At 72.2% G+C, this 18,887-nt stretch carries 18 protein-coding genes; 3 read left to right on the top strand and 15 right to left on the bottom strand.

Going from position 1 to position 18,887, the window contains the following annotated elements; translation table 11 throughout:
- Positions 1-367: ATP-binding protein (locus tag G6R13_RS07945; protein ID WP_163721339.1), on the top strand; the 367-nt coding region annotated here is incomplete at its 5' end.
- 700 nt (positions 368-1,067) lie between these two features.
- On the opposite strand, the gene G6R13_RS07940 is transcribed toward G6R13_RS07945, so the two are convergent.
- The 5 genes from G6R13_RS07940 to G6R13_RS07920 all read right to left on the bottom strand — a co-directional run bounded on the left by G6R13_RS07940 (position 1,068) and on the right by G6R13_RS07920 (position 6,285).
- On the bottom strand, positions 1,068-1,469 hold the full coding sequence (locus G6R13_RS07940) for a cytochrome c oxidase subunit 4 (RefSeq protein ID WP_036315109.1): 402 nt from the start codon (positions 1,467-1,469) through the stop codon (positions 1,068-1,070).
- Positions 1,466-3,175: a cytochrome c oxidase subunit I gene (ctaD, locus tag G6R13_RS07935; RefSeq protein WP_101962534.1), complete on the bottom strand. Its 1,710-nt coding sequence runs from the start codon at positions 3,173-3,175 to the stop codon at positions 1,466-1,468. The genes G6R13_RS07940 and ctaD overlap by 4 nt, the downstream gene beginning before the upstream one ends.
- Entirely contained in the window at positions 3,175-4,035 is an 861-nt protein-coding gene (coxB, locus tag G6R13_RS07930) for a cytochrome c oxidase subunit II (protein ID WP_080772565.1), read from the bottom strand. The genes ctaD and coxB overlap by 1 nt, the downstream gene beginning before the upstream one ends.
- 335 nt (positions 4,036-4,370) lie before the next feature.
- Entirely contained in the window at positions 4,371-4,763 is a 393-nt protein-coding gene (locus G6R13_RS07925) for an iron-sulfur cluster assembly accessory protein (protein WP_163721337.1), read from the bottom strand.
- Between the two features lie 118 nt (positions 4,764-4,881).
- Positions 4,882-6,285 carry a dipeptidase gene (locus G6R13_RS07920; protein WP_143740082.1) on the bottom strand — a complete coding sequence of 468 codons (1,404 nt, stop codon included), beginning with the start codon at positions 6,283-6,285 and terminating at the stop codon, positions 4,882-4,884.
- Between the two features lie 80 nt (positions 6,286-6,365).
- Between G6R13_RS07920 and G6R13_RS07915 the strand changes: the two genes are divergently transcribed.
- Complete coding sequence (locus G6R13_RS07915) at positions 6,366-6,989, top strand: DUF3043 domain-containing protein (protein WP_095346465.1); 624 nt, start codon at positions 6,366-6,368, stop codon at positions 6,987-6,989.
- A gap of 66 nt (positions 6,990-7,055) precedes the next feature.
- Here the strand turns inward: G6R13_RS07915 and G6R13_RS07910 are convergent, their stop codons facing one another.
- Complete coding sequence (locus G6R13_RS07910) at positions 7,056-8,183, bottom strand: quinone-dependent dihydroorotate dehydrogenase (RefSeq protein WP_060973665.1); 1,128 nt, start codon at positions 8,181-8,183, stop codon at positions 7,056-7,058.
- Between the two features lie 55 nt (positions 8,184-8,238).
- Between G6R13_RS07910 and G6R13_RS07905 the strand changes: the two genes are divergently transcribed.
- Positions 8,239-9,348 (top strand): alpha/beta hydrolase, encoded by a 1,110-nt coding sequence (locus tag G6R13_RS07905; RefSeq protein ID WP_073116435.1) that lies wholly within the window; start codon positions 8,239-8,241, stop codon positions 9,346-9,348.
- Here G6R13_RS07905 and G6R13_RS07900 read toward each other — a convergent pair.
- The 9 genes from G6R13_RS07900 to dnaJ all read right to left on the bottom strand — a co-directional run bounded on the left by G6R13_RS07900 (position 9,288) and on the right by dnaJ (position 18,851).
- Positions 9,288-10,151: an isoprenyl transferase gene (locus G6R13_RS07900; protein WP_036336549.1), complete on the bottom strand. Its 864-nt coding sequence runs from the start codon at positions 10,149-10,151 to the stop codon at positions 9,288-9,290. The two genes, G6R13_RS07905 and G6R13_RS07900, sit on opposite strands and share 61 nt — an antisense overlap.
- The gene (gene recO, locus G6R13_RS07895) at positions 10,148-10,969 is read right to left on the bottom strand and encodes a DNA repair protein RecO (RefSeq protein ID WP_041103746.1); all 822 of its coding nucleotides are present in this window, start codon (positions 10,967-10,969) and stop codon (positions 10,148-10,150) included. The genes G6R13_RS07900 and recO overlap by 4 nt, the downstream gene beginning before the upstream one ends.
- The gene (gene leuA, locus G6R13_RS07890) at positions 10,966-12,699 is read right to left on the bottom strand and encodes a 2-isopropylmalate synthase (protein ID WP_095695742.1); all 1,734 of its coding nucleotides are present in this window, start codon (positions 12,697-12,699) and stop codon (positions 10,966-10,968) included. The genes recO and leuA overlap by 4 nt, the downstream gene beginning before the upstream one ends.
- Positions 12,700-13,036: 337 nt before the next feature.
- The gene (gene era, locus G6R13_RS07885; protein WP_002854662.1) at positions 13,037-14,002 is read right to left on the bottom strand and encodes a GTPase Era; all 966 of its coding nucleotides are present in this window, start codon (positions 14,000-14,002) and stop codon (positions 13,037-13,039) included.
- A 43-nt stretch (positions 14,003-14,045) separates the two neighbouring features.
- Positions 14,046-15,371 (bottom strand): hemolysin family protein, encoded by a 1,326-nt coding sequence (locus G6R13_RS07880; RefSeq protein ID WP_163721336.1) that lies wholly within the window; start codon positions 15,369-15,371, stop codon positions 14,046-14,048.
- An 11-nt stretch (positions 15,372-15,382) separates the two neighbouring features.
- Complete coding sequence (ybeY, locus tag G6R13_RS07875) at positions 15,383-15,856, bottom strand: rRNA maturation RNase YbeY (RefSeq protein WP_163721335.1); 474 nt, start codon at positions 15,854-15,856, stop codon at positions 15,383-15,385.
- Positions 15,846-16,919, bottom strand: coding sequence for a PhoH family protein (locus G6R13_RS07870; RefSeq protein WP_095695744.1), 1,074 nt, complete (start codon positions 16,917-16,919; stop codon positions 15,846-15,848). The genes ybeY and G6R13_RS07870 overlap by 11 nt, the downstream gene beginning before the upstream one ends.
- 40 nt (positions 16,920-16,959) lie before the next feature.
- Positions 16,960-17,721: a 16S rRNA (uracil(1498)-N(3))-methyltransferase gene (locus G6R13_RS07865; protein WP_095695745.1), complete on the bottom strand. Its 762-nt coding sequence runs from the start codon at positions 17,719-17,721 to the stop codon at positions 16,960-16,962.
- Positions 17,718-18,851 carry a molecular chaperone DnaJ gene (dnaJ, locus tag G6R13_RS07860; protein ID WP_036317203.1) on the bottom strand — a complete coding sequence of 378 codons (1,134 nt, stop codon included), beginning with the start codon at positions 18,849-18,851 and terminating at the stop codon, positions 17,718-17,720. The genes G6R13_RS07865 and dnaJ overlap by 4 nt, the downstream gene beginning before the upstream one ends.
- Between the last annotated feature and the right edge of the window lie 36 nt (positions 18,852-18,887).

The following is an 18,887-nucleotide window of genomic DNA, read 5'->3' as shown; positions in this document are numbered from 1 at the left end:
GGCCTGGTTCACCCTGGAGGACCTCGGGGCGATGATCCGGGCCCACCGGCCCGATGACACCATCACCAAAGCCGTCGCCCGAATCCTGCGCGCCGACCTGATCGTCATCGACGACATCGGCCTGCTGCCGGTCGCCGACGATGCCGCCGAGGGCCTCTACCGCATCGTGGACGCCGCCTACGAGAAACGCTCCGTAGCGATCAGCTCGAACCTGCACCCGGCCGGCTTCGACGAGCTGATGCCCAAGACCCTGGCCACCGCCACCGTGGACCGGCTCCTGCACCACGCCCACGTGTGCCAGACCACCGGAGACTCCGTACGGATGACCCAGGCAATGGCCGGGAAGGGAGTCATGCCACTGAACTGATCCCATCACGGTGGCCAGCACCACCACCCAAACGGGCAAACCAGCTGGCCACCAGTGGGCAGTTCTGATGKCCMYSAKMGKGRWGWAACMCTGGCCGCCTATGGGCAGAACTCAATGGCCCTTGACAGGGCTCTCCGGAGGCCGGGCCGGCCCCGCCCCCTCGGACGGTGCAGAGGGGGCGGAGGGGGCCTCGTCCGGCGCCCACCGAAAGTGTCACCCTCACCTCGCCACGTGGACCGTCACAAGCGACGGCCCTGCTGGCCTGCACCCCGTGCGACTCCCCTGCCCGGTCTCTACGTGACGAGGCTCGTTCCGGCCGCTGAGAGCGGCGTAGGAGTCGCGGGCACGGGCATCAACGGGACGCGCGACGGGACGGCCCATTCAAGTGCCGCCGCGGCACGCAGACGTCGTCATGGGCAGCGCGGTGAGGCGCTCCTGGCGCGCCGCTGACTCTGCGCGGCGGTCGATGCCCGGGCCTACGCAGACCACGAGACAGCGGGACGGGCCACCAGGCGAACCCTTCACCCGGGCACCACGCCTGGCCCCCGAGCGGCGAGTAGGCCGGTCGCCGTGACCGGCCCCGCGGCGCAGGAGCTGGCTGCCCGCGACGGCGCCGTGTCGCTCCGCAGCACACGCGGCATGAAAACGCCGCAGGCCGGACCCCAAGGGGTCCGGCCTGCGGCGTTCGACGACGGTCGGGTCAGTGGGCGTACTTGCCCCGAGAGAACTCGTAGACCCACCCGAAGGTGAAGTAGGCGCCCGCGATGACGCCGATGATGAAGATCCACCAGCCGACGGCCAGACCGGTCACGATGATCGCGCAGGCCAGGCCGAGGCCCAGCGGCCACCAGCTCCAGGGAGCGAAGGTGCCGTAGGTGCCGGCGTAGTCGGCGATCTGGCCGTCCGCATCATCGGCGGGCCCGACGCCGTACTTCCGCTCGGTGACGTTCAGGTACCACGCGATCATCCAGGACATCCCGCCCACGGCGTAGATGGCCGGGATGCCTGCCCACTCGGTCCACTCGACCCAGAACCCGTAGAGGGTGGCGGCTGCGATGAAGAACAGGCCGATGATCCAGAAGATGTTGGCTGCGACCTTCACTGGGCGACCTTCTCTCCGAAGGCCTCAGACGTGTTCTGAGGCGAGTGCGGGAAGAGCTCCGGGTGGTGCAGATCCAGCGCCGGACGCTCGGAGCGGATGCGCGGCAGGGAGTGGAAGTTGTGCCGCGGCGGCGGGCACGAAGTGGTCCACTCGAGCGAGGCGCCGAAGCCCCACGGGTCGTCCACGGTGACCTTCTTGCCATAGCGCGAGGTGATGTAGACGTTCCAGAAGAACGGGATCAGCGACGCGCCGAGAACGAAGGAGAACACCGAGGAGAACGCGTTCATCGCCTGGAAGCTGTCCTCCACCATGTAGTCCGCGTAGCGACGGGGCATGCCGATGACACCGAGCCAGTGCTGGATCAGGAACGTGCCGTGGAAGCCCACGAACAGCATCCAGAACTGGATCTTGCCGAGACGCTCGTTCAGCATCTTGCCGGTGAACTTCGGCCACCAGAAGAAGAAGCCGGCGAACATCGCGAACACCACGGTGCCGAAGACGACGTAGTGGAAGTGCGCCACGACGAAGTACGTGTCGGACACCTGGAAGTCCAGGGGCGGCGACGCCAGGATGACGCCGGTCAGGCCACCGAACAGGAAGGTGACCATGAAGCCGAGCGTCCACAGCATCGGGGTCTCGAAGGTGATCGAACCGCGCCACATGGTGCCGATCCAGTTCACGAACTTCACGCCGGTCGGGACCGCGATGAGCATGGTCATCACGGAGAAGAACGGCAGGAGCACGGCGCCGGTCACGTACATGTGGTGCGCCCACACCGTCACGGAGAGCGCGGCGATCGCCGTCGTCGCGAACACGATGGACTTGTAGCCGAAGATCGGCTTGCGGGAGAACACCGGGATGATCTCCGACACGACGCCGAAGAACGGCAGGGCGATGATGTACACCTCGGGGTGGCCGAAGAACCAGAAGAGGTGCTGCCACAGGATGGCGCCGCCGTTCTCCGGGTTGAAGATGTGGCCGCCGAAGCGACGGTCCAGGCCCAGCGCGAAGAGCGCGGAGGCAAACGGCGGGAACGCCACCATGATCAGGATGCCGGTGATGAGCGTGTTCCAGGTGAAGATCGGCATGCGCCACATCGTCATGCCAGGAGCACGCATCGTCAGGATCGTGGTGATGAAGTTGACGCCGCCCATGATCGTGCCGAAGCCCTGGAGGACCAGACCGAACACCCAGAGGTCACCGCCGACGCCCGGCGAGTACGTGGTGTTGGAGAGCGGGGCGTAGGCGAACCAGCCGAACGAGGCCGCACCCTGCGGGGTGAGGAAGCCGGCGGTCGCGATGAGCGAGCCGAACAGGAAGAACCAGAACGCCAGGGCGTTCAGACGCGGGAAGGACACGTCCGGAGCGCCGATCTGCAGCGGCACCAGCACGTTGGCGAAGCCCACGAAGAGCGGGGTCGCGAACATGAGCAGCATGAGCGTGCCGTGCATGGTGAACAGCTGGTTGTACTGCTCCTTCGTCTGCAGGATCTGCATGCCGGGCTCGAAGAGCTCCGCGCGGATCATGAGGGCCATGACGCCGCCGATGCAGAAGAAGATGAAGGACGTGATCAGGTACATGTACCCGAGCACCTTGTGGTCGGTCGTCGTCAGCCAGCTGACGACGATCTTGCCCAGCGAACGGGGCACCACACGAGGCTGCGCCTGTGAGCGCACCTCATCCGTTGCGTACTCGTAAGTGGTCATCAGTGGCTACCTCCACCGCGGGGGGTCTGGAGATCGCGCTCCATCGTCCCGGCGCCGTCAGGGTTGTTGTTGGGGTTGCGGCTGTACTCTTCGCCCACCTGACCCGGCTCCATCTCCTCGAGGCGGTCCACGAACTCGGCCTCGTCCACGACCTCGACGTTGAAGAGCATCTCGGAGTGGTACTCGCCGCACAGCTCGGCGCACTTGCCGTCGTAGCTGCCCAGCTCCTGGGGGGTCAGGTAGAGGTGGTTGGTCTTGCCGGGGATCATGTCGCGCTTCTGGAGGAACTGCGGGATCCAGAAGGAGTGCGCCACGTCGCGGGACTTCAGCTCGAAGTGCACCGGCACGTCGTTCGGCAGGTACAGGACCGGAAGGGTGTCACGCACGCCCTCGGTGCCGTCCAGCTGGGCCTGGATGCCGGAGTAGTGGGCCTCGATGACCTCGCCGTTCTCCTGCTCGTAGGAGTAGTTGAAGTCCCAGGACCACTGCTTGCCGTACACGGTGACGGTCAGCGGCGAGTCGTCCACGGGGCGGTCGACCTCGGTCTGGACGCGGTCGGTGAAGCCCCAGAGGGTGAAGACCATCAGAATCGGGATGGCCGTGAACATGGTCTCGAGCGGCACGTTGTAGGCCGTCTGCTTCGGGAAGCCCTGGTCGTTCTTGCGGCGGCGGTAGGCCACCATGCACCAGATCATGGCGCCCCAGGCGAGCAGGCCCACGACCAGGGCCGCGATCCAGGAGTTCACCCACAGGTCGGTGAGCTGGGCGTTGTGGTTGGTGGTGTCCCGGGTGCCGGGGTACCAGCCGCGCTGGACCTCTGCCGAACAGCCGGTCAGCACCAGGAGCGCCGTGGTGCCCACGGCACCGGCGGTCCAGCGGCGGCGAGTCCGACGTCCGGCGTCATTCTGTGCTCTCACAGACGGCCTTCCTCTTCATCTCGTGTGCGAGGGGCGTCCCCGCTCCCCCGGCGATTCGGCGACTTCTCGCAGCGTCCTCGCAGGGAGCACGGGTATGCCCTGATGATTCAGAGCCAGTCTAAGCCGAAACGCGCGGATTCTCCGCACCGTGACACGTGCCGATCGTGTCTGGGAGTCGGGTCCGAGCCTCCTGGGTGCGACGCCCGGGCACGACGACGGCGGGCCGGCCGAGGCCGACCCGCCGGTTCGCGGTCCGAGGCGCTCCGGGCGCCCGCAGATCAGTGGAAGGAGTCGCCGCAGGCGCACGAGCCGCCCGCGTTGGGGTTGTCGATCGTGAAGCCCTGCTTCGAGATGGTGTCGTCGAAGTCGATGGTCGCGCCCATGAGATAGGGCACGCTCATCTTGTCGACGATCACCTCGACCCCGTCGTAGTCACGGACGGTGTCGCCGTCGAGGACGCGCTCGTCGAAGTAGAGCTGGTAGATCAGGCCCGAGCAGCCGCCCGGCTGCACGGCGACGCGCAGCCGCAGGTCCGTGCGGCCCTCCTGCTCGAGCAGCGAGCGCACCTTGCCGGCCGCCACGTCGGTCAGCTCGACCTCGTGCGGGGGCAGGCCCTCGGCGTCCTGGGTCGCGCCGATCTCGACGCCGGTCTCCTCTGCGGACAGAGCCATCGTGACCTCCTCAGATCATGGGGCGCGGACGGGGCCGTCACGCGCGTGTGGTCTCCCGGACAACACTAGCCGCCCACGGAGTATTCCCGGCCCGCCGCACCGACGGGCCGGGCGGCACTCACGCGGACAGCCGCGCGAGCCAGAGCGCCTCGGCCACGACGGCCCGCTGGAAGTCGTCGATGTGCAGCGACTCGTTGGCCGAGTGCGCCCGCGTGTCCGGGTCCTCCACGCCCGTGATGAGGAGGGTGGCCTCCGGGAAGACCTCGGCGAGGTCCGCGGTGAACGGGATGGAGCCGCCCATGCCGATCGCCCGGGGCTCGACGCCCCAGGCGTCCTCCAGGGCGGCCATCATCGCGGCCGCGGCGGGGGCCGAGGTGTCCGTCGTGAACGGCTGACCGAACTCCCCCGCGGTGACCGTGATCTCCGCGCCGAGCACCGCCGCGGACTGCGCCTCCAGGTGGGTGCGCAGCGCCTCGAAGGCCTCCGCGGGCTCCATGCCGGGGCCCAGGCGCAGCGAGAACTTCGCGCGCGCCGCGGGCTGGATCGTGTTCGAGGACTCCGCGACCGAGGGCGCGTCGATCCCGATGATGCTCAGCGCGGGAGCGTTCCACAGCCGGTCCGCGACCGGGCCGCGGCCGGCCAGGGTCACCCCGTCCAGCACGCCCGCGTCCGCACGGAAGACGTCCTCGGGGTAGTCCAGGCCCGCGGTCTGCCGCGGCTCGAGGCCGGGCACGGCGACCGCGCCGTCCGCGTCGTGGAGCGTGGCGATCAGCCGCGAGAGCAGGACGACGGCGTCCAGGACCGGCCCGCCGAACATGCCGGAGTGCACGGCGTGGTCGAGCACCCGGACGGTCACCGTGCCGTCCACCAGCCCGCGCAGGGAGGTGGTCAGCGCGGGCTCCCCCACGGCCCAGTTGGACGAGTCCGCGACCACGATCGCGTCGGCGTCGAGGCGCGCCCGGTGCTTCTCCAGGAAGGTGCGGAAGGTGGGCGAGCCGGCCTCCTCTTCGCCCTCGATGAAGACGCGGACGCCGACGCCGGCGTCGGGCAGGACGTCCCGCAGAGCGGCGAGGGCGGCGAGGTGGACCATGATGCCGGCCTTGTCGTCGGCGGCGCCGCGGCCGTACAGCCGCCCGCCGCGCTCGGTGGCCACGAGCGGCGGGGTGTCCCAGAGGTCCTCGTCCCCGATCGGCTGCACGTCATGATGGGCATACAACAAGACAGTGGGCTTGTCGGAGGCGCCGGGCTTCTCGCCGATCACCGCCGGCCCGCCGGGCCGGCCGTCGTCGCGGGTCTCGGTCACGATCTCCACCTCCTGCAGGCCCGCCTCGCGCAGCAGGCCCGCGACGGCCTCCGCGGACCGCTCGAGCTGGGTGCGGTCCGCGGAGTCCCAGGCGATGCCCGGGATCGCCACGAGGTCGGTGAGGGTCTGGAGGGTCGTCGGGAAACGGGCCTCGACGGCCTCACGGACGGCGGAGACGAGGGCCGCGTCCTGCGGCGCACGGGAGGTGATGTCAGTCATGACGGCCAGCGTAGACGGCGGCCGGGCCGAGGGTCGTGCCCCCGGGCGGTCCGGACGCGCCCCACCACTAGACTGGACGGGTGTTCAAGCGAGACAAGACCCCCGAGACCGCGCCCGCCCCCTCGACTCACGGCTCCTCGGCCGCTCCCGCCGAGGGCGCCGCCGTGGCCGAGGCCGGGCCGCGCGACCGCTCGCAGGGCAAGAAGGGCCCGACTCCGCGGCGCCGCGACCAGGAGGCCGCGCGCCGTCGCACCCTGGTCCCCGAAGATCGCAAGGCGGCTCGCAAGGCCGAGCGTCAGGCGATGGCCCAGGAGCGGATGCGCCAGCGCGCCGCGCTGGAGACCGGGGACGAGCGCGGTCTCCCGGCACGCGACAAGGGGCCGCAGAAGCGCTGGGTCCGTGACTACGTGGACGCGCGCACCGGCATCGGCGAGTGGCTCATGCCCGTCGTCTTCGCCTACGTCGTGCTCATGTTCATCCCCGGCCGCGAGGCGCAGCTGATCCTGATGATCAGCCTGTACGTCCTCGTGGCCCTCGTGCTCATCGAGAGCTTCCTGGTCAGCCGGCACATCAAGAAGGGCCTCACGGAGCGCTTCGGCACGCCGGAGCCCGGGACCGGCTTCTACGGCATCATGCGGGCCCTGCAGTTCCGCCGCCTGCGTCTGCCCAAGCCCCAGGTCAAGCGGGGCGAGTACCCCGCCTGACACGACACCGCGCCACGGCCCGGACGCCGGTGGGTCCGGGCCGTCGCGTCCCCGGCGAGCAGACCGTCAGCCCCGCAGGGACCGGGCCAGCCCGGCGGTGATCCGGCCGGCCCAGAACGGGCCCTCGTAGAGGAACGCGGTGTAGCCCTGGACGAGGTCCGCGCCCGCGTCGAGGCGGGCCTGGACGTCGTCGGCGTCCGTCACGCCGCCCACGCTGACGACGGCGGTGCCCGTCGGCAGCGCCGCCCGCAGGACCTCCAGCACCCGCATCGACCGCTCCTGGAGCGGGGCGCCGGACAGGCCGCCCGCGCCCAGGGCGTCCACGTCGGCACGCGGGGTGCGCAGGCCCTCCCGGGAGACGGTTGTGTTGGTCGCGATGACGCCGTCGAGTCCGAGGCGCTCGGCGAGCGCCCCGACGGCGCGCACGTCGTCGTCCGCCAGGTCCGGGGCGATCTTCACGGTCAGCGGCACGCGTCGGTCCGGGACCGCACGGTCGGCCTCCTCGCGCACCGCCGTGAGGATCGGCTCCAGCGCGTCGATCTCCTGCAGCTGGCGCAGCCCCGGCGTGTTCGGCGAGGACACGTTGACCGTCAGGTAGTCGGCGTGGGGCGCGAGCAGGCGGGTCGAGGCCCGGTAGTCGTCCGCCGCGTCCTCGAGGGGGACCACCTTGGTCTTGCCGATGTTCACGCCCAGGACCGGCCGGGCCGGGCCGAAGCGGCGCTCCAGTGTCTGCCGGGTCCGCGCCAGGCGGGGGGCGACGGCCGCCGCGCCGTCGTTGTTGAAGCCCATGCGGTTGACCAGCGCCCGGTCGTCCACGAGACGGAACAGTCGCGGCTGCGGGTTGCCGGGCTGCGGCTGCGCCGTGATCGTGCCGACCTCGATGTGGCCGAACCCGAGGTCGGCCAGAGCGGCGGTCCCCCGGCCGTCCTTGTCGAACCCCGCGGCCAGGCCGAAGGGCGTCGGGAACCGCAGGCCCATGACCGTGCGCGCGAGCATCGGGTCCGGGCGGAAGGCGGCGCGCAGGGCGGCGGACGCCCCGGTGCGCTCGACCAGCCGGATCGCGTCGAAGCCCCGATGGTGCGCCTGCTCCGCGTCCATGCCGCCGAACACGGCACGGAAGAAGGGCGGGTACAGGCGAGGCGCACGGGAGGTCAGGAGGCCGTCGACGGCGGACTTGGGATCAGGCAGCTGCATGCCCCCATCCTCGCACGGGCCTCCCGCCCGTCCGGGGTCCTCCTAGAGTGGTCGGATGGCCCGTGACCCGATCCAGCCGCCGCCCCCGGACCCCTCCGCCCCGCACGGCGCACCCGCCGGCGGACCGACGGAGGAGGACACCCGCCCGTTCCTCGACGATCCGCCGGGCCTGGGCTGGGTCCCGGACGGGCTGCCGGGCTTCGAACGATGCACGCTCGGCCTCGACACCGATGAACAAGGACAGAACCTTGTCACAGTGGTGCGTCCGCGCACCGACGCCGCCCGTGACCCGGCCCGGCGGCCCATCCTCTCGGTGCACGGCTGGAGCGACTACTTCTACAACGCCCCGCTCGCCCACGCGTTCGAGGCCGCCGGCTACGCCTTCCACGCCGTCGACCTCCGCCACTACGGCCGCTCGCTGCGCACGGGACAGACGCCCGGCTGGACGGACGACCTGGCCCGCTACGACGCGGACCTCGAGGCCGCGTTCGAGACCATCGCCCAGGACCACCCGTTGCCGCCCATCCTCATGGGACACTCCACCGGCGGGCTGATCGCCGCGCTGTGGGCGGACCGGAATCCCGGCCGCCTCGCCGCGCTCGTGCTCAACAGCCCGTGGCTGGAGATGCAGGGCAGCGCGGGGGTGCGCCTGCTGGCGAAGTCCATCGTGGGGCCCGTCTCCGCCATGAAGCCCTACGCCATGCTCACACTGCCGCGCATCGACCACTACTGGCGCACCCTCTCGGACCAGGCCGAGGGCGAATGGGACCTGCACCCGCTCTGGCGTCCCCCGCACGCGTTCGAGGTGCCGGCCGCCTGGCTGAGTGCGGTCCTCTCGGGGCACCGGGCCGTGGCCGGGCGGCTCGACGTCACCGTGCCGATCCTCGTGCTCGTCTCCGCGCGCGGGCATCGGGGCACGTCCTACGCCGAGGCGATGCTGACCTCGGACATCGTCCTGGACCCCGACGCCATGGCCCGCCGCTCCCTGCGGCTCGGCGACCGGGTGACCGTCCACCGGCTCCCCGACGCGCTGCACGACGTGTTCGCCTCCCCCGCGTCGGTGCGCGAGGCGGCCGGTGCCGCGACGCTCACGTGGCTGGGCGCCTACGCGCCGCCGTCGGCGTCCGAGGCCGAGTCCGGCGCGCCGGACGACGGTGCCGGCTGAGGGGTGTCCACGGCGCCGCCGTAGCGGCGGTCCCGGCGGGCGTAGGTCTCGACGGCGGCCCACAGGGTCCGCCGGTCGACGTCCGGCCACAGCACGTCCAGGAACAGCAGCTCCGCGTAGGCGGACTGCCACAGCAGATAGTTGGACAGGCGCTGCTCCCCCGAGGTCCGCAGGAACAGGTCCACGTCCGGGACGACGTCGACGTCCTGACCCGTGCGGAAACCGCGGTCGAGGTAGCGGGTGATGACGTCCTCGCTGATCTCCCCCGGCCGCATCCGGCCGGCCCGGACCTCTTCGGCGATCGCCTGGACGCCGTCCAGGATCTCGGCCCGGCTGCCGTAGTTCACGCACATGTGCAGGGTGGTGCCGGTGTTGTGGCGCGTGAGCTCCTCGGCCTCCTGCAGCTCCCGGATCACGGGGGTCCAGAGGCGCGGGGCCCGCCCGTTCCACCGGATCCGCACGTTCCACGAGTGCAGGGTGTCCCGCTGCCGGCGCAGCACGTCCCGGGAGAAGCCCATGAGGAAGCGCACCTCCTCCGCCGAGCGCCGCCAGTTCTCCGTGGAGAACGCATACGCGGACACGTGGCCGATCCCCAGCTCCACCGCCCCGGCGACGACGTCCAGCAGCGCCGCCTCGCCGGCCCGATGGCCCTCGGTGCGCGGCAGGCCGCGCTGGTTGGCCCACCGTCCGTTGCCGTCCATCACGATCGCCACATGCCGGGGCACGAAACGCGGGTCGATCCGCGGGGCGACCGCACCCGAGGGGTGCGGCGGCGGGGACTGCGGGGCTCGGTCGGCGCTCATGGTCTCCTCTCGACGCGCGGGGCGGGGAGGCCGAGGTCCTGGTCCAGGACGGACAGGGACACCAGGCGCCGCTCGGCGTGGAACTGCAGGTACGCGGCCACGATACCGGCCGCCTCGCGGCGGGCGGGGGCCCCGGAGGCGTCCGCGGTGGCCCAGTCCCCCGCCGCGAGGGCCGAGAGCAGGTCGAAGGTCTCCGGGGCTGGGTGCGCGGCACCGGGTGGCCTGCATTCGAGACAGACGGCCCCGCCGAGGCCCACGTGCAGCGCCGTGTGCGGGCCGGGGGCGCCGCAGCGGGCGCACCGGTCGAAGGTGGGGGCCCAGCCGGCCTGGGCGAGCGCGCGCAGCAGGAACGAGTGCAGGATCAGGCGTGGGTCGTGCGCACCGCGGGCCAGCGCGGCCAGCGCGCCGTGGAAGAGGCGGTACTGGGCGCGCCGACCGTCGTCGTCCACCGCGGGGACCCGCTCGACGGCCTCGGCGAGGGCGCCGGCGACGGTGTAGGCGTCGTAGTCAGCGGCCAGCATCGTTGCGTACGGGTGCAGCAGCTGCGCCTGGCTCACGGTGTGCAGCTCGCCCCGGCCGCGCGCGAGCTGGAGCGTGGAGTGCATGAACGGCTCCACCACCGAGCCCAGCCGGGAGGACGTCTTGCGCACCCCCTTGGCCACGGCCCGGACCAGGCCGTGCTCGGGGGTGAGCGCCTCGACGATGCGATCGGCCTCCCCCAGACGGTGGGTGCGCAGCACGATGGCCTCGGTGCGGAACGAGTTCGCCGCGTAGCCGCCGTGCCGCGCACCCCGCCAAGAGGAGCCGGAGCCGCTCACGCGCGCAGGGCGCGGTTCACCGCGGACACCACGGCCTTCAGCGAGGCGGTGGTGGTGTTGTGGTCCAGGCCAACGCCCCAGAGGACACGGTCGCCCACGGCCGCCTCCACGTAGGCGGCGGCCATGGCCGCGCCGCCCTCGGACAGTGCGTGCTCGGAGTAGTCGAGCACGCGGACGTCCACGCCCTCCTCGCCGAGGATGCGCAGGAACGCGTCGATCGGGCCGTTGCCCTGCGCCGCGCGGGTCTGCGTGACGCCGTCGACCTCGAGCTCGGCCTCCATCCGGAACGCGCCGTCCTCGCCGGAGGCCGAGGAGACCGAGCGGAGCCGGTAGTGGCCCCACTGCGCCTCCGCCGCGTCGGCGGGCAGGTACTCGTCCTGGAACACGCGCCACAGGTCGGCGCCGGAGACCTCGCCGCCCTGGGCGTCGGCCAGATCCTGGATGACGTGGGAGAACTCGATCTGCGCGCGGCGCGGCAGGTCCAGGTTGTGCTCGGACTTGAGCAGGTAGGCGACGCCGCCCTTGCCGGACTGCGAGTTCACGCGGATGACGGCCTCGTAGGAGCGGCCGATGTCCTTCGGGTCGATGGGCAGGTACGGCACGGCCCACGGGATGCCGTCCACGTCGGTGCCGGCCGCCTTGGCGTCGACCTCCATGGCCTCGAAGCCCTTCTTGATGGCGTCCTGGTGGGAGCCGGAGAAGGCCGTGAAGACGAGGTCGCCGCCCCAGGGCGAGCGCTCGGGCACGGCCAGCTGGTTGCAGTACTCGACCGTGCGCTTGATGTGGTCCATGTCGGAGAAGTCGATCATGGGGTCGACGCCCTGCGAGTACAGGTTCATGCCCAGCGTCACCAGGTCCACGTTGCCGGTGCGCTCGCCGTTGCCGAACAGGCATCCCTCGATGCGGTCCGCCCCGGCCAGGTAGCCCAGCTCGGCGGCGGCCACGCCCGTGCCGCGGTCGTTGTGCGGGTGGAGGGAGAGGATGAGCGAGTCACGGTGCTCCAGGTTGCGGTGCATCCACTCGATCGAGTCGGCGTACACGTTCGGGGTGGACATCTCCACCGTCGCCGGCAGGTTCAGGATCATCTTGCGGTCGGTGGAGGCCTCCAGGACCGTGGCCACCTCGTCCGAGATGCGCCGGGCGAACTCGAGCTCGGTGCCCGTGTAGGACTCGGGCGAGTACTCGTAGGTGATCTGCGTGCCCTTGAGCTGCTCCTCGAACTTCTTCACCAGGCGCGCGCCGGAGGTCGCGATGTCCACGATCCCGTCCTCGTCCTGCCGGAACACCACGCGGCGCTGCAGCACCGACGTCGAGTTGTACAGGTGCACGATGGCCCGGTCGGCGCCCTCGAGCGCCTCGAAGGTGCGCTCGATCAGGTGCTCACGGGACTGCGTGAGGACCTGGATGGTGACGTCGTCCGGGATGTGGTCGCCCTCGATGAGCTGACGGACGAAGTCGTAGTCGGTCTGCGAGGCGGACGGGAAGCCGACCTCGATCTCCTTGAAGCCCATGCCGACGAGCAGCTGGAACATGCGCAGCTTGCGCTCGGGGCCCATGGGGTCGATCAGGGCCTGGTTGCCGTCGCGCAGGTCCACGGCGCACCAGCGTGGTGCCTCGGTGATGACCTTGTCCGGCCAGGTGCGGTCCGGGAGGGCGACCTCGATCTGGTCCTGGAACGGGACGTACTTGTGGAACTTCATCCCCGACGACTTCTGCAGATGGGCGCTCATGCGTGTTCTCCCTCGACGTGCGCGCGGCGGGCGCGCGAAAGGTGGGTGGTCGGTGGCCGGACCGGGAGGTCAGGGGCTCCGCACGGGGTGTCCGGTCCGGGGGGAGGCGTCCTGCCTCCGCATGCGCTCAGGCGGCGTGGATCACGGCCTGGCACGGGGACCCCGTGCGGCCGGGAAGTAGCAGGCGGGCCGTGGCCGGCGCTGTCGTCGCGAGGCGGAGGGACATGCCCCCGACCCTAGCACCGAGGTGGGCCGGGCCACAGGAGGCCGTCCCCGTGTGACGCACGACGACGGCGGCCCGCTCCGGCGCGTGCGCGCCCGGGCCGGGGCCTCCGGCTCAGAAGCCGAGTCGGCCGAGCTGTTTGGGGTCGCGCTGCCACTCCTTGGCGACCTTGACCCGCAGGTCCAGGTGCACCTTGGTGCCGAGCATGCGCTCGATGCCCGCCCGCGCCTGCGCGCCGATCTCACGCAGCCGGGAGCCGCCCTTGCCGATGATGATGCCCTTCTGGCTGTCCCGCTCGACGAAGACGTTCGCCCACACGTCCATGAGGGGCCGATCCGCGGGGCGGTCCTCGCGCAGGGACATCTCCTCGACCACCACGGCCACCGAGTGCGGCAGCTCGTCGCGCACTCCCTCCAGGGCCGCCTCCCGGATGAGCTCGGCGACCATGACCGCCTCCGGCTCGTCCGTGAGCTCGCCGTCGGGGTACAGGGGCGGCCCGGCCGGCAGCAGGCCCGCGAAGACGCCCAGGACGTCGTCGACCTGGCGGCCGGCCACCGCCGAGACCGGCACGACGGCCGCGAAGCCCTCCCCGCCGTTCTCCGGCCCGAGGACCTCGTCGCCCAGCGCGGTCACGGCCACGAGCTGCGCCATGAGCTGCTCCGGGCCCACCTTGTCCGTCTTCGTCACCACGGCGACCACCGGGGTGCGGTGCAGGTAGGAGAGCTGCTGGGCGATGAACCGGTCGCCGGGACCGATCGCCTCGTCGGCCGGCAGGCACATGCCCACGGCGTCGACCTCGTTGAGCGTCTCCGCCACGAGGTCGTTGAGGCGCTCGCCGAGCAGGGTGCGGGGCCGGTGCAGGCCCGGGGTGTCCACGAGCACGAGCTGGAAGTCCTCGCGGTGGACGATCCCGCGGATGGTGTGGCGCGTGGTCTGCGGCTTGGAGGAGGTGATCGCCACCTTCTCCCCCACCAGCGCGTTGGTGAGCGTGGACTTGCCGGCGTTCGGCCGGCCCACGAGCGAGACGAAGCCGGAACGGAAGCCGTCCGCGGCGCGGGCCGGATCGACGAGATCGGTCATGGGGTCATCCTTGTCAGGCGGGGCGTGGGGTGGGGCGGCCGGCTCAGGCCACGGGGTCGGCGGGCGTGGCGCCGTGGGCCTGCTCCTCGCGCCGGCGCAGCCGCACCGGGCGGTCGGGGGTCTCGGAGACGCGCAGGCGCGCGACCCGGTTGCGGCGGGGCTCGAGGGTGTCCGCGACGAGCTCGATCCCCTGGACCACGACGCGCGAGCCCTGGATCGGGACGCGGCCGAGCTCCTTGGCCAGGAGGCCGCCGACCGTGTCGACGTCGTCGTCCTCGTCCTCCTCCGGCAGCTCGAACTCCTCCCGGAAGTCGTGGATGCCCATGCGCGCGTCGACGGAGTAGACGCCGGGCGCGACGAACTCCACCTCGGGGCGGTCCGGGTGGTCGTCCTCGTCGTAGATCTCGCCGACGATCTCCTCGATGAGGTCCTCGAGCGTCACGAGCCCCGCCGTGCCGCCGTACTCGTCCACCACCACGGCCACGTGGGTGGACTCGCGCTGCAGCTCCTGCAGGAGGGTGGCCACGGACTTCGACTCGGGGACGAAGCGGACGTCGCGCATGACCTCGGTGACGGGGGTGTCGGTCGCAGCGCTGTCGTGGTGCAGGGCGCGGGTGACGTCCTTGAGGTGCAGCATGCCCCGGATGTCGTCGGCGTCCTCGCCGATCACCGGGATGCGGGAGTTGCCGGAGCGCAGGAACAGGGCCATGGCCTGGCCGAGCGTGTGGTCGGCGTCGATCGTGACGACGTCGGTGCGCGGCACCATGACGGAGCGGACGATGGTGTCGTTCATGGAGAACACCGACTGGATCAGCTCCGCCTCGGAGTCGGCGAGCACGTCCGCGTCGTGGGCGCGGGCGACGAACTCGCGCAGGTGGCGCTCCTGGAAGTCGTCCTCGTCCTCCGGCTCGACCTCGCGACGGCGCCGGTCCCGGTCCAGGCGGGCGGCGAGCGGGCCCAGGGCCCGGCGGAGCACCCACACGAGCCCGCCGAGGCGGCGGGCGACGGCGGCCTCGTTGCGGGAGCCGATCGGCCGCGGGCTCCAGACGCCCAGCAGGGCGGCCACGCCCACGAGCACGACCGCGGCGATCGCCACGGCGAGCCACGTGTCGTCCACCACCGCGTCGGCGGCCGCGGTCAGGCAGACGGCCGACAGGGCCTCGGCGACGAAGCGCCAGACCCGCAGGGCGCCGAGGTGGCTCTCCCGCTCACGGGCGATCTCCAGGACCTTGGAGCCGGGTCGCTCGCGGACGATGTCCTCCGCGTCCCGCCGGGAGAGGTAGGAGAACGCGGACTCGGCCAGGGACAGCGTCCAGGTCAGGCCGAGGAAGACCAGGAAGAGGGCGAAGAGGACGGCGGGTGTCAGCATGGGCGGTGCCGTCAATCCTCGACGGTGGGGGCCGGGGCGGGCCGCCCCAGGACCTCGGAGACGAGCCGATCCTGGAGCGTGAACATCTCCTCGCGCTCGGCGTCCTCGAGATGGTCGTAACCGAGCAGGTGGAGCATGCCGTGGGTGAGCAGCAGGAGCAGCTCGTCGTCACGGGAGTGCCCGCCGCGCGCCGCCTGCTCTGCGGCGACCTCGGGGCAGAGCACGACGTCGCCGAGCACGCCCTCGGCCGGCGCCTCGGGCGAGCCGGGGGTCAGCTCGTCCATGGGCAGGCTCATCACGTCGGTGGGCCCGGGCAGGTCCATCCACTCCTCGTGCAGCTCGGCCATGCGTACGGCGTCCACGACGGTCACGGCCGTCTCGGCGCGCTCGTGGACGTGCAGGCGCGCGTACACGTGCCGGGCCATGCGCAGCAGCGCGTCCTCGGGGACCTCGATCCCCGACTCGTTCAGGATCTCAACGGCCACGGCGGGCCCCTCCTCGCTTCTGGGACCGCTCCGCGGGGCCGCGGGCGGCGTCGTAGGCGTCCACGATGGCGCTCACCAGCGAGTGCCGGACCACGTCGGAGGAGTCGAAGCGGACCATCTCCAGTCCCTCGATCCCCTCGAGCACCTCGACGGCCTGGGCCAGGCCGGACTGGGTGCCGCGCGGCAGGTCCACCTGCGAGGTGTCGCCTGTGACGACCATGCGGGCACCGAAGCCGAGGCGGGTCAGGAACATCTTCATCTGCTCGCCGGTGGTGTTCTGGGCCTCGTCGAGGATCACGAACGCGTCGTTCAGGGTGCGGCCGCGCATGTACGCCAGCGGGGCGACCTCGATGGTCCCGGCCTCCATCAGCCGCGGGATCGACTCGGGCTCGATCATGTCGTGCAGCGCGTCGTACAGAGGGCGCAGGTACGGGTCGATCTTCTCGGAGAGCCCGCCGGGCAGGAAGCCGAGCCGCTCGCCGGCCTCGACGGCCGGGCGGGTGAGGATGATGCGGTTGACCTCCTTGGCCTGCAGCGCCTGCACCGCCTTGGCCATCGCCAGGTAGGTCTTGCCGGTGCCGGCCGGGCCGATGCCGAAGACGACGGTGGAGCGGTCGATCGCCTCCACGTAGTCCTGCTGGTGCAGGGTCTTCGCGCGGATGCGGCGGCCCCGGCCCGAGAGGATCGAGTCCAGGTGCAGCTGACCCGCGCCGCGCCCGGTGGCGGCGTCGCGGACGTGGTGGACCACCTGGCCCATCACCTCGGGGGTGACGGCCTGGTCGCGGCGGGCGATCGAGCGCAGGTCCTCGACGACGCGCCGCACCGTGGCCACCTCGGCCACCGGCCCGGCCAGGTCCAGCCGCTGGTCGCGGACCGTGACGTCCACGGTGGGGAACACGCCGCCGAGGATCCGCAGCAGGGCGTCCTGCGGTCCGAGCGTGCGGACCATGAGGTCGGCGGACTCGAACGCGACCCCCTCGTGCGCGGTGGCGGGCGGGGTCGGGGTCGTGGGGGGCACGGTCACGATGGGGTGGATCACCTCGGGGTCGCGGGGGCGGGACATCCCGTCCAGTCTAGGCGTCGGCGCGCCGTCCTGCCGGGGCTCACCAGCGGCCGAGCCGGTGCTGGAGCACGGCGAGGGCGGCGGGGCCGGCCGTGGAGGCGCGCAGCACGTGCGGGCCGAGCCGCACCGGCACGGCCCCCGCGGCCACGCAGGCCTCGAGCTCGGCCGGGCCGATCCCGCCCTCGGGGCCCACGACGACGGCGATCTCGGCGGCCGCGGAGAGTCGCTCCGCGGGCACCGTGGACACCCCGTGCTCCGCGTCCTCGTGCAGCACGAGGACGAGCCGGCCGCCGTCGTCGTCCCGGGCCAGCCCGGCGACCGCCGTCCCGGAGACGTGGTCTCGGACCGCGGGCACCCGGGCGCGACGCGCCTGCTTGGCGGCCGCGCGGGCCGTGTCCGCCCACTTCTGGCGGGCCTTGGCGGCCTTGGGGCCCTTCCAGCGGACGATCGAGCGCTCCGCCTCCCAGGGCACCACGGCGTCCACGCCGAGCTCGACGGCGGCCTGGACCGCCATGAGGTCCCGGTCGCCCTTGGCGAGGGCCTGGACGAGCACGAGCGCCGGGGTGGGCGCCGGCTCCTCCGCCACCGCGTCCAGCCGCACGGACACCGCGTCCGGGGCGGCCGCGAGCACGGTGCCGTGGCCGAGCGTGCCCGACCCGTCGGCCAGGAGCACGGCCTCCCCGGGGGCCAGGCGCATGGCCGCGGCGGCGTGCCGGGCCTCGGCGCCGTCGAAGACGACCTCCGCGCCCGCGCTCGCGCCGGCCAGGGCGCCCGGCTCGAGGTGGAACAGGGGGGCGGTCACAGGTTCCTCAGGTTCTCCCGCAGCCGGGCGAACATGCCCTTGGCCTGGGGTGCGCCGTGCACGACCTCCTCGCCGCGCACCTCGGCCAGGCGCTCCAGGAGCTGGCGCTGCTCGTCGTCCAGGTCGGTGGGCGTGGTGACCACCACGTCCACCTTGAGGTCGCCACGGCCCTGCCCGCGCAGGCGACCGACGCCCAGGCCGTGGAGGACCTCGACGTGGCCGGACTGCACGCCCGGGTCCAGGCTGAGGGACTGCTTGCCGTCCAGGGTGTCCAGCGTGACGGTGGTGCCCAGGGCCGCGGCGGCCATGGGGACGGTCACGGTGGTGGCCAGGTGGTCGCCCTCGCGGCGGAAGGTCTCGTCCGGGCGGACCGCGATCTCCACGTAGAGGTCGCCGTTCGGGCCGCCGCCCGGGCCGGCCTCGCCGCGGCCGGCGAGGTGGATGCGGGTGCCGTCGTCCACGCCCGCGGGGATGCGCAGGGTCAGCGGCGTCCGGGTGCGGACGCGGCCCTGCCCGTCGCACTCGTGGCAGGGCGTCGGGATGACGGTGCCGAACCCCTGGCAGGCGGGGCAGGCCTCGGTGGCCATGACGGTGCCCAGCAGCGACCGCACGGGGCGCTGGATCATGCCGTGGCCATGGCAGGTCTGGCAGGTCTCCGGCTGGGTGCCGGGCTCGCAGCACGAGCCCTCGCACCGATCGCAGCGCACGGCCGTGTCCAGCTCGATCGTCTGCTCGCCGCCGAAGACGGCGTCGCGCAGGTCGATCCGCGCGGTCACCAGGGCGTCCTGGCCGCGGCGGGCGCGGCTGGCGGGGCCGCCGCGGCCGCCCTGGCCGGCGGCGTTCATGAAGGTCTCGAAGATGTCGGCGAAGCCCCCGAAGCCGCCCGCCCCGCCGAAGCCGCCCGGGAAGCCGGCCTGGCCGTTCTCGTTGCCCGTCGTGTCGTAGGCCCGGCGCCGGCCCTCGTCCGAGAGCACCTCGTAGGCGTGGGAGATGCGCTTGAACTGCTCGGCCGCCTCCGGGTCGGGGTTGACGTCCGGGTGGTGGGTGCGCGCGAGCTTGCGGTAGGCGCGGCGGATCTCCTCGGTGCTGGCGTCACGGCTGACGCCGAGCGTCTCGTAGTGGTCGGTCACGGTGGGGATTCCTCTCGGGGAGAGCGGGACGTGGGG

The sequence above is a fragment of the Micrococcus sp. Alg238-R198 genome (genome assembly GCF_900537135.1).
GTDB classification, from domain to species: Bacteria; Actinomycetota; Actinomycetes; order Actinomycetales; family Micrococcaceae; genus Micrococcus; species Micrococcus luteus.
Note: the sequence above shows the minus strand (reverse complement) of the source record. Positions and strands in the feature narration are given on the sequence as shown.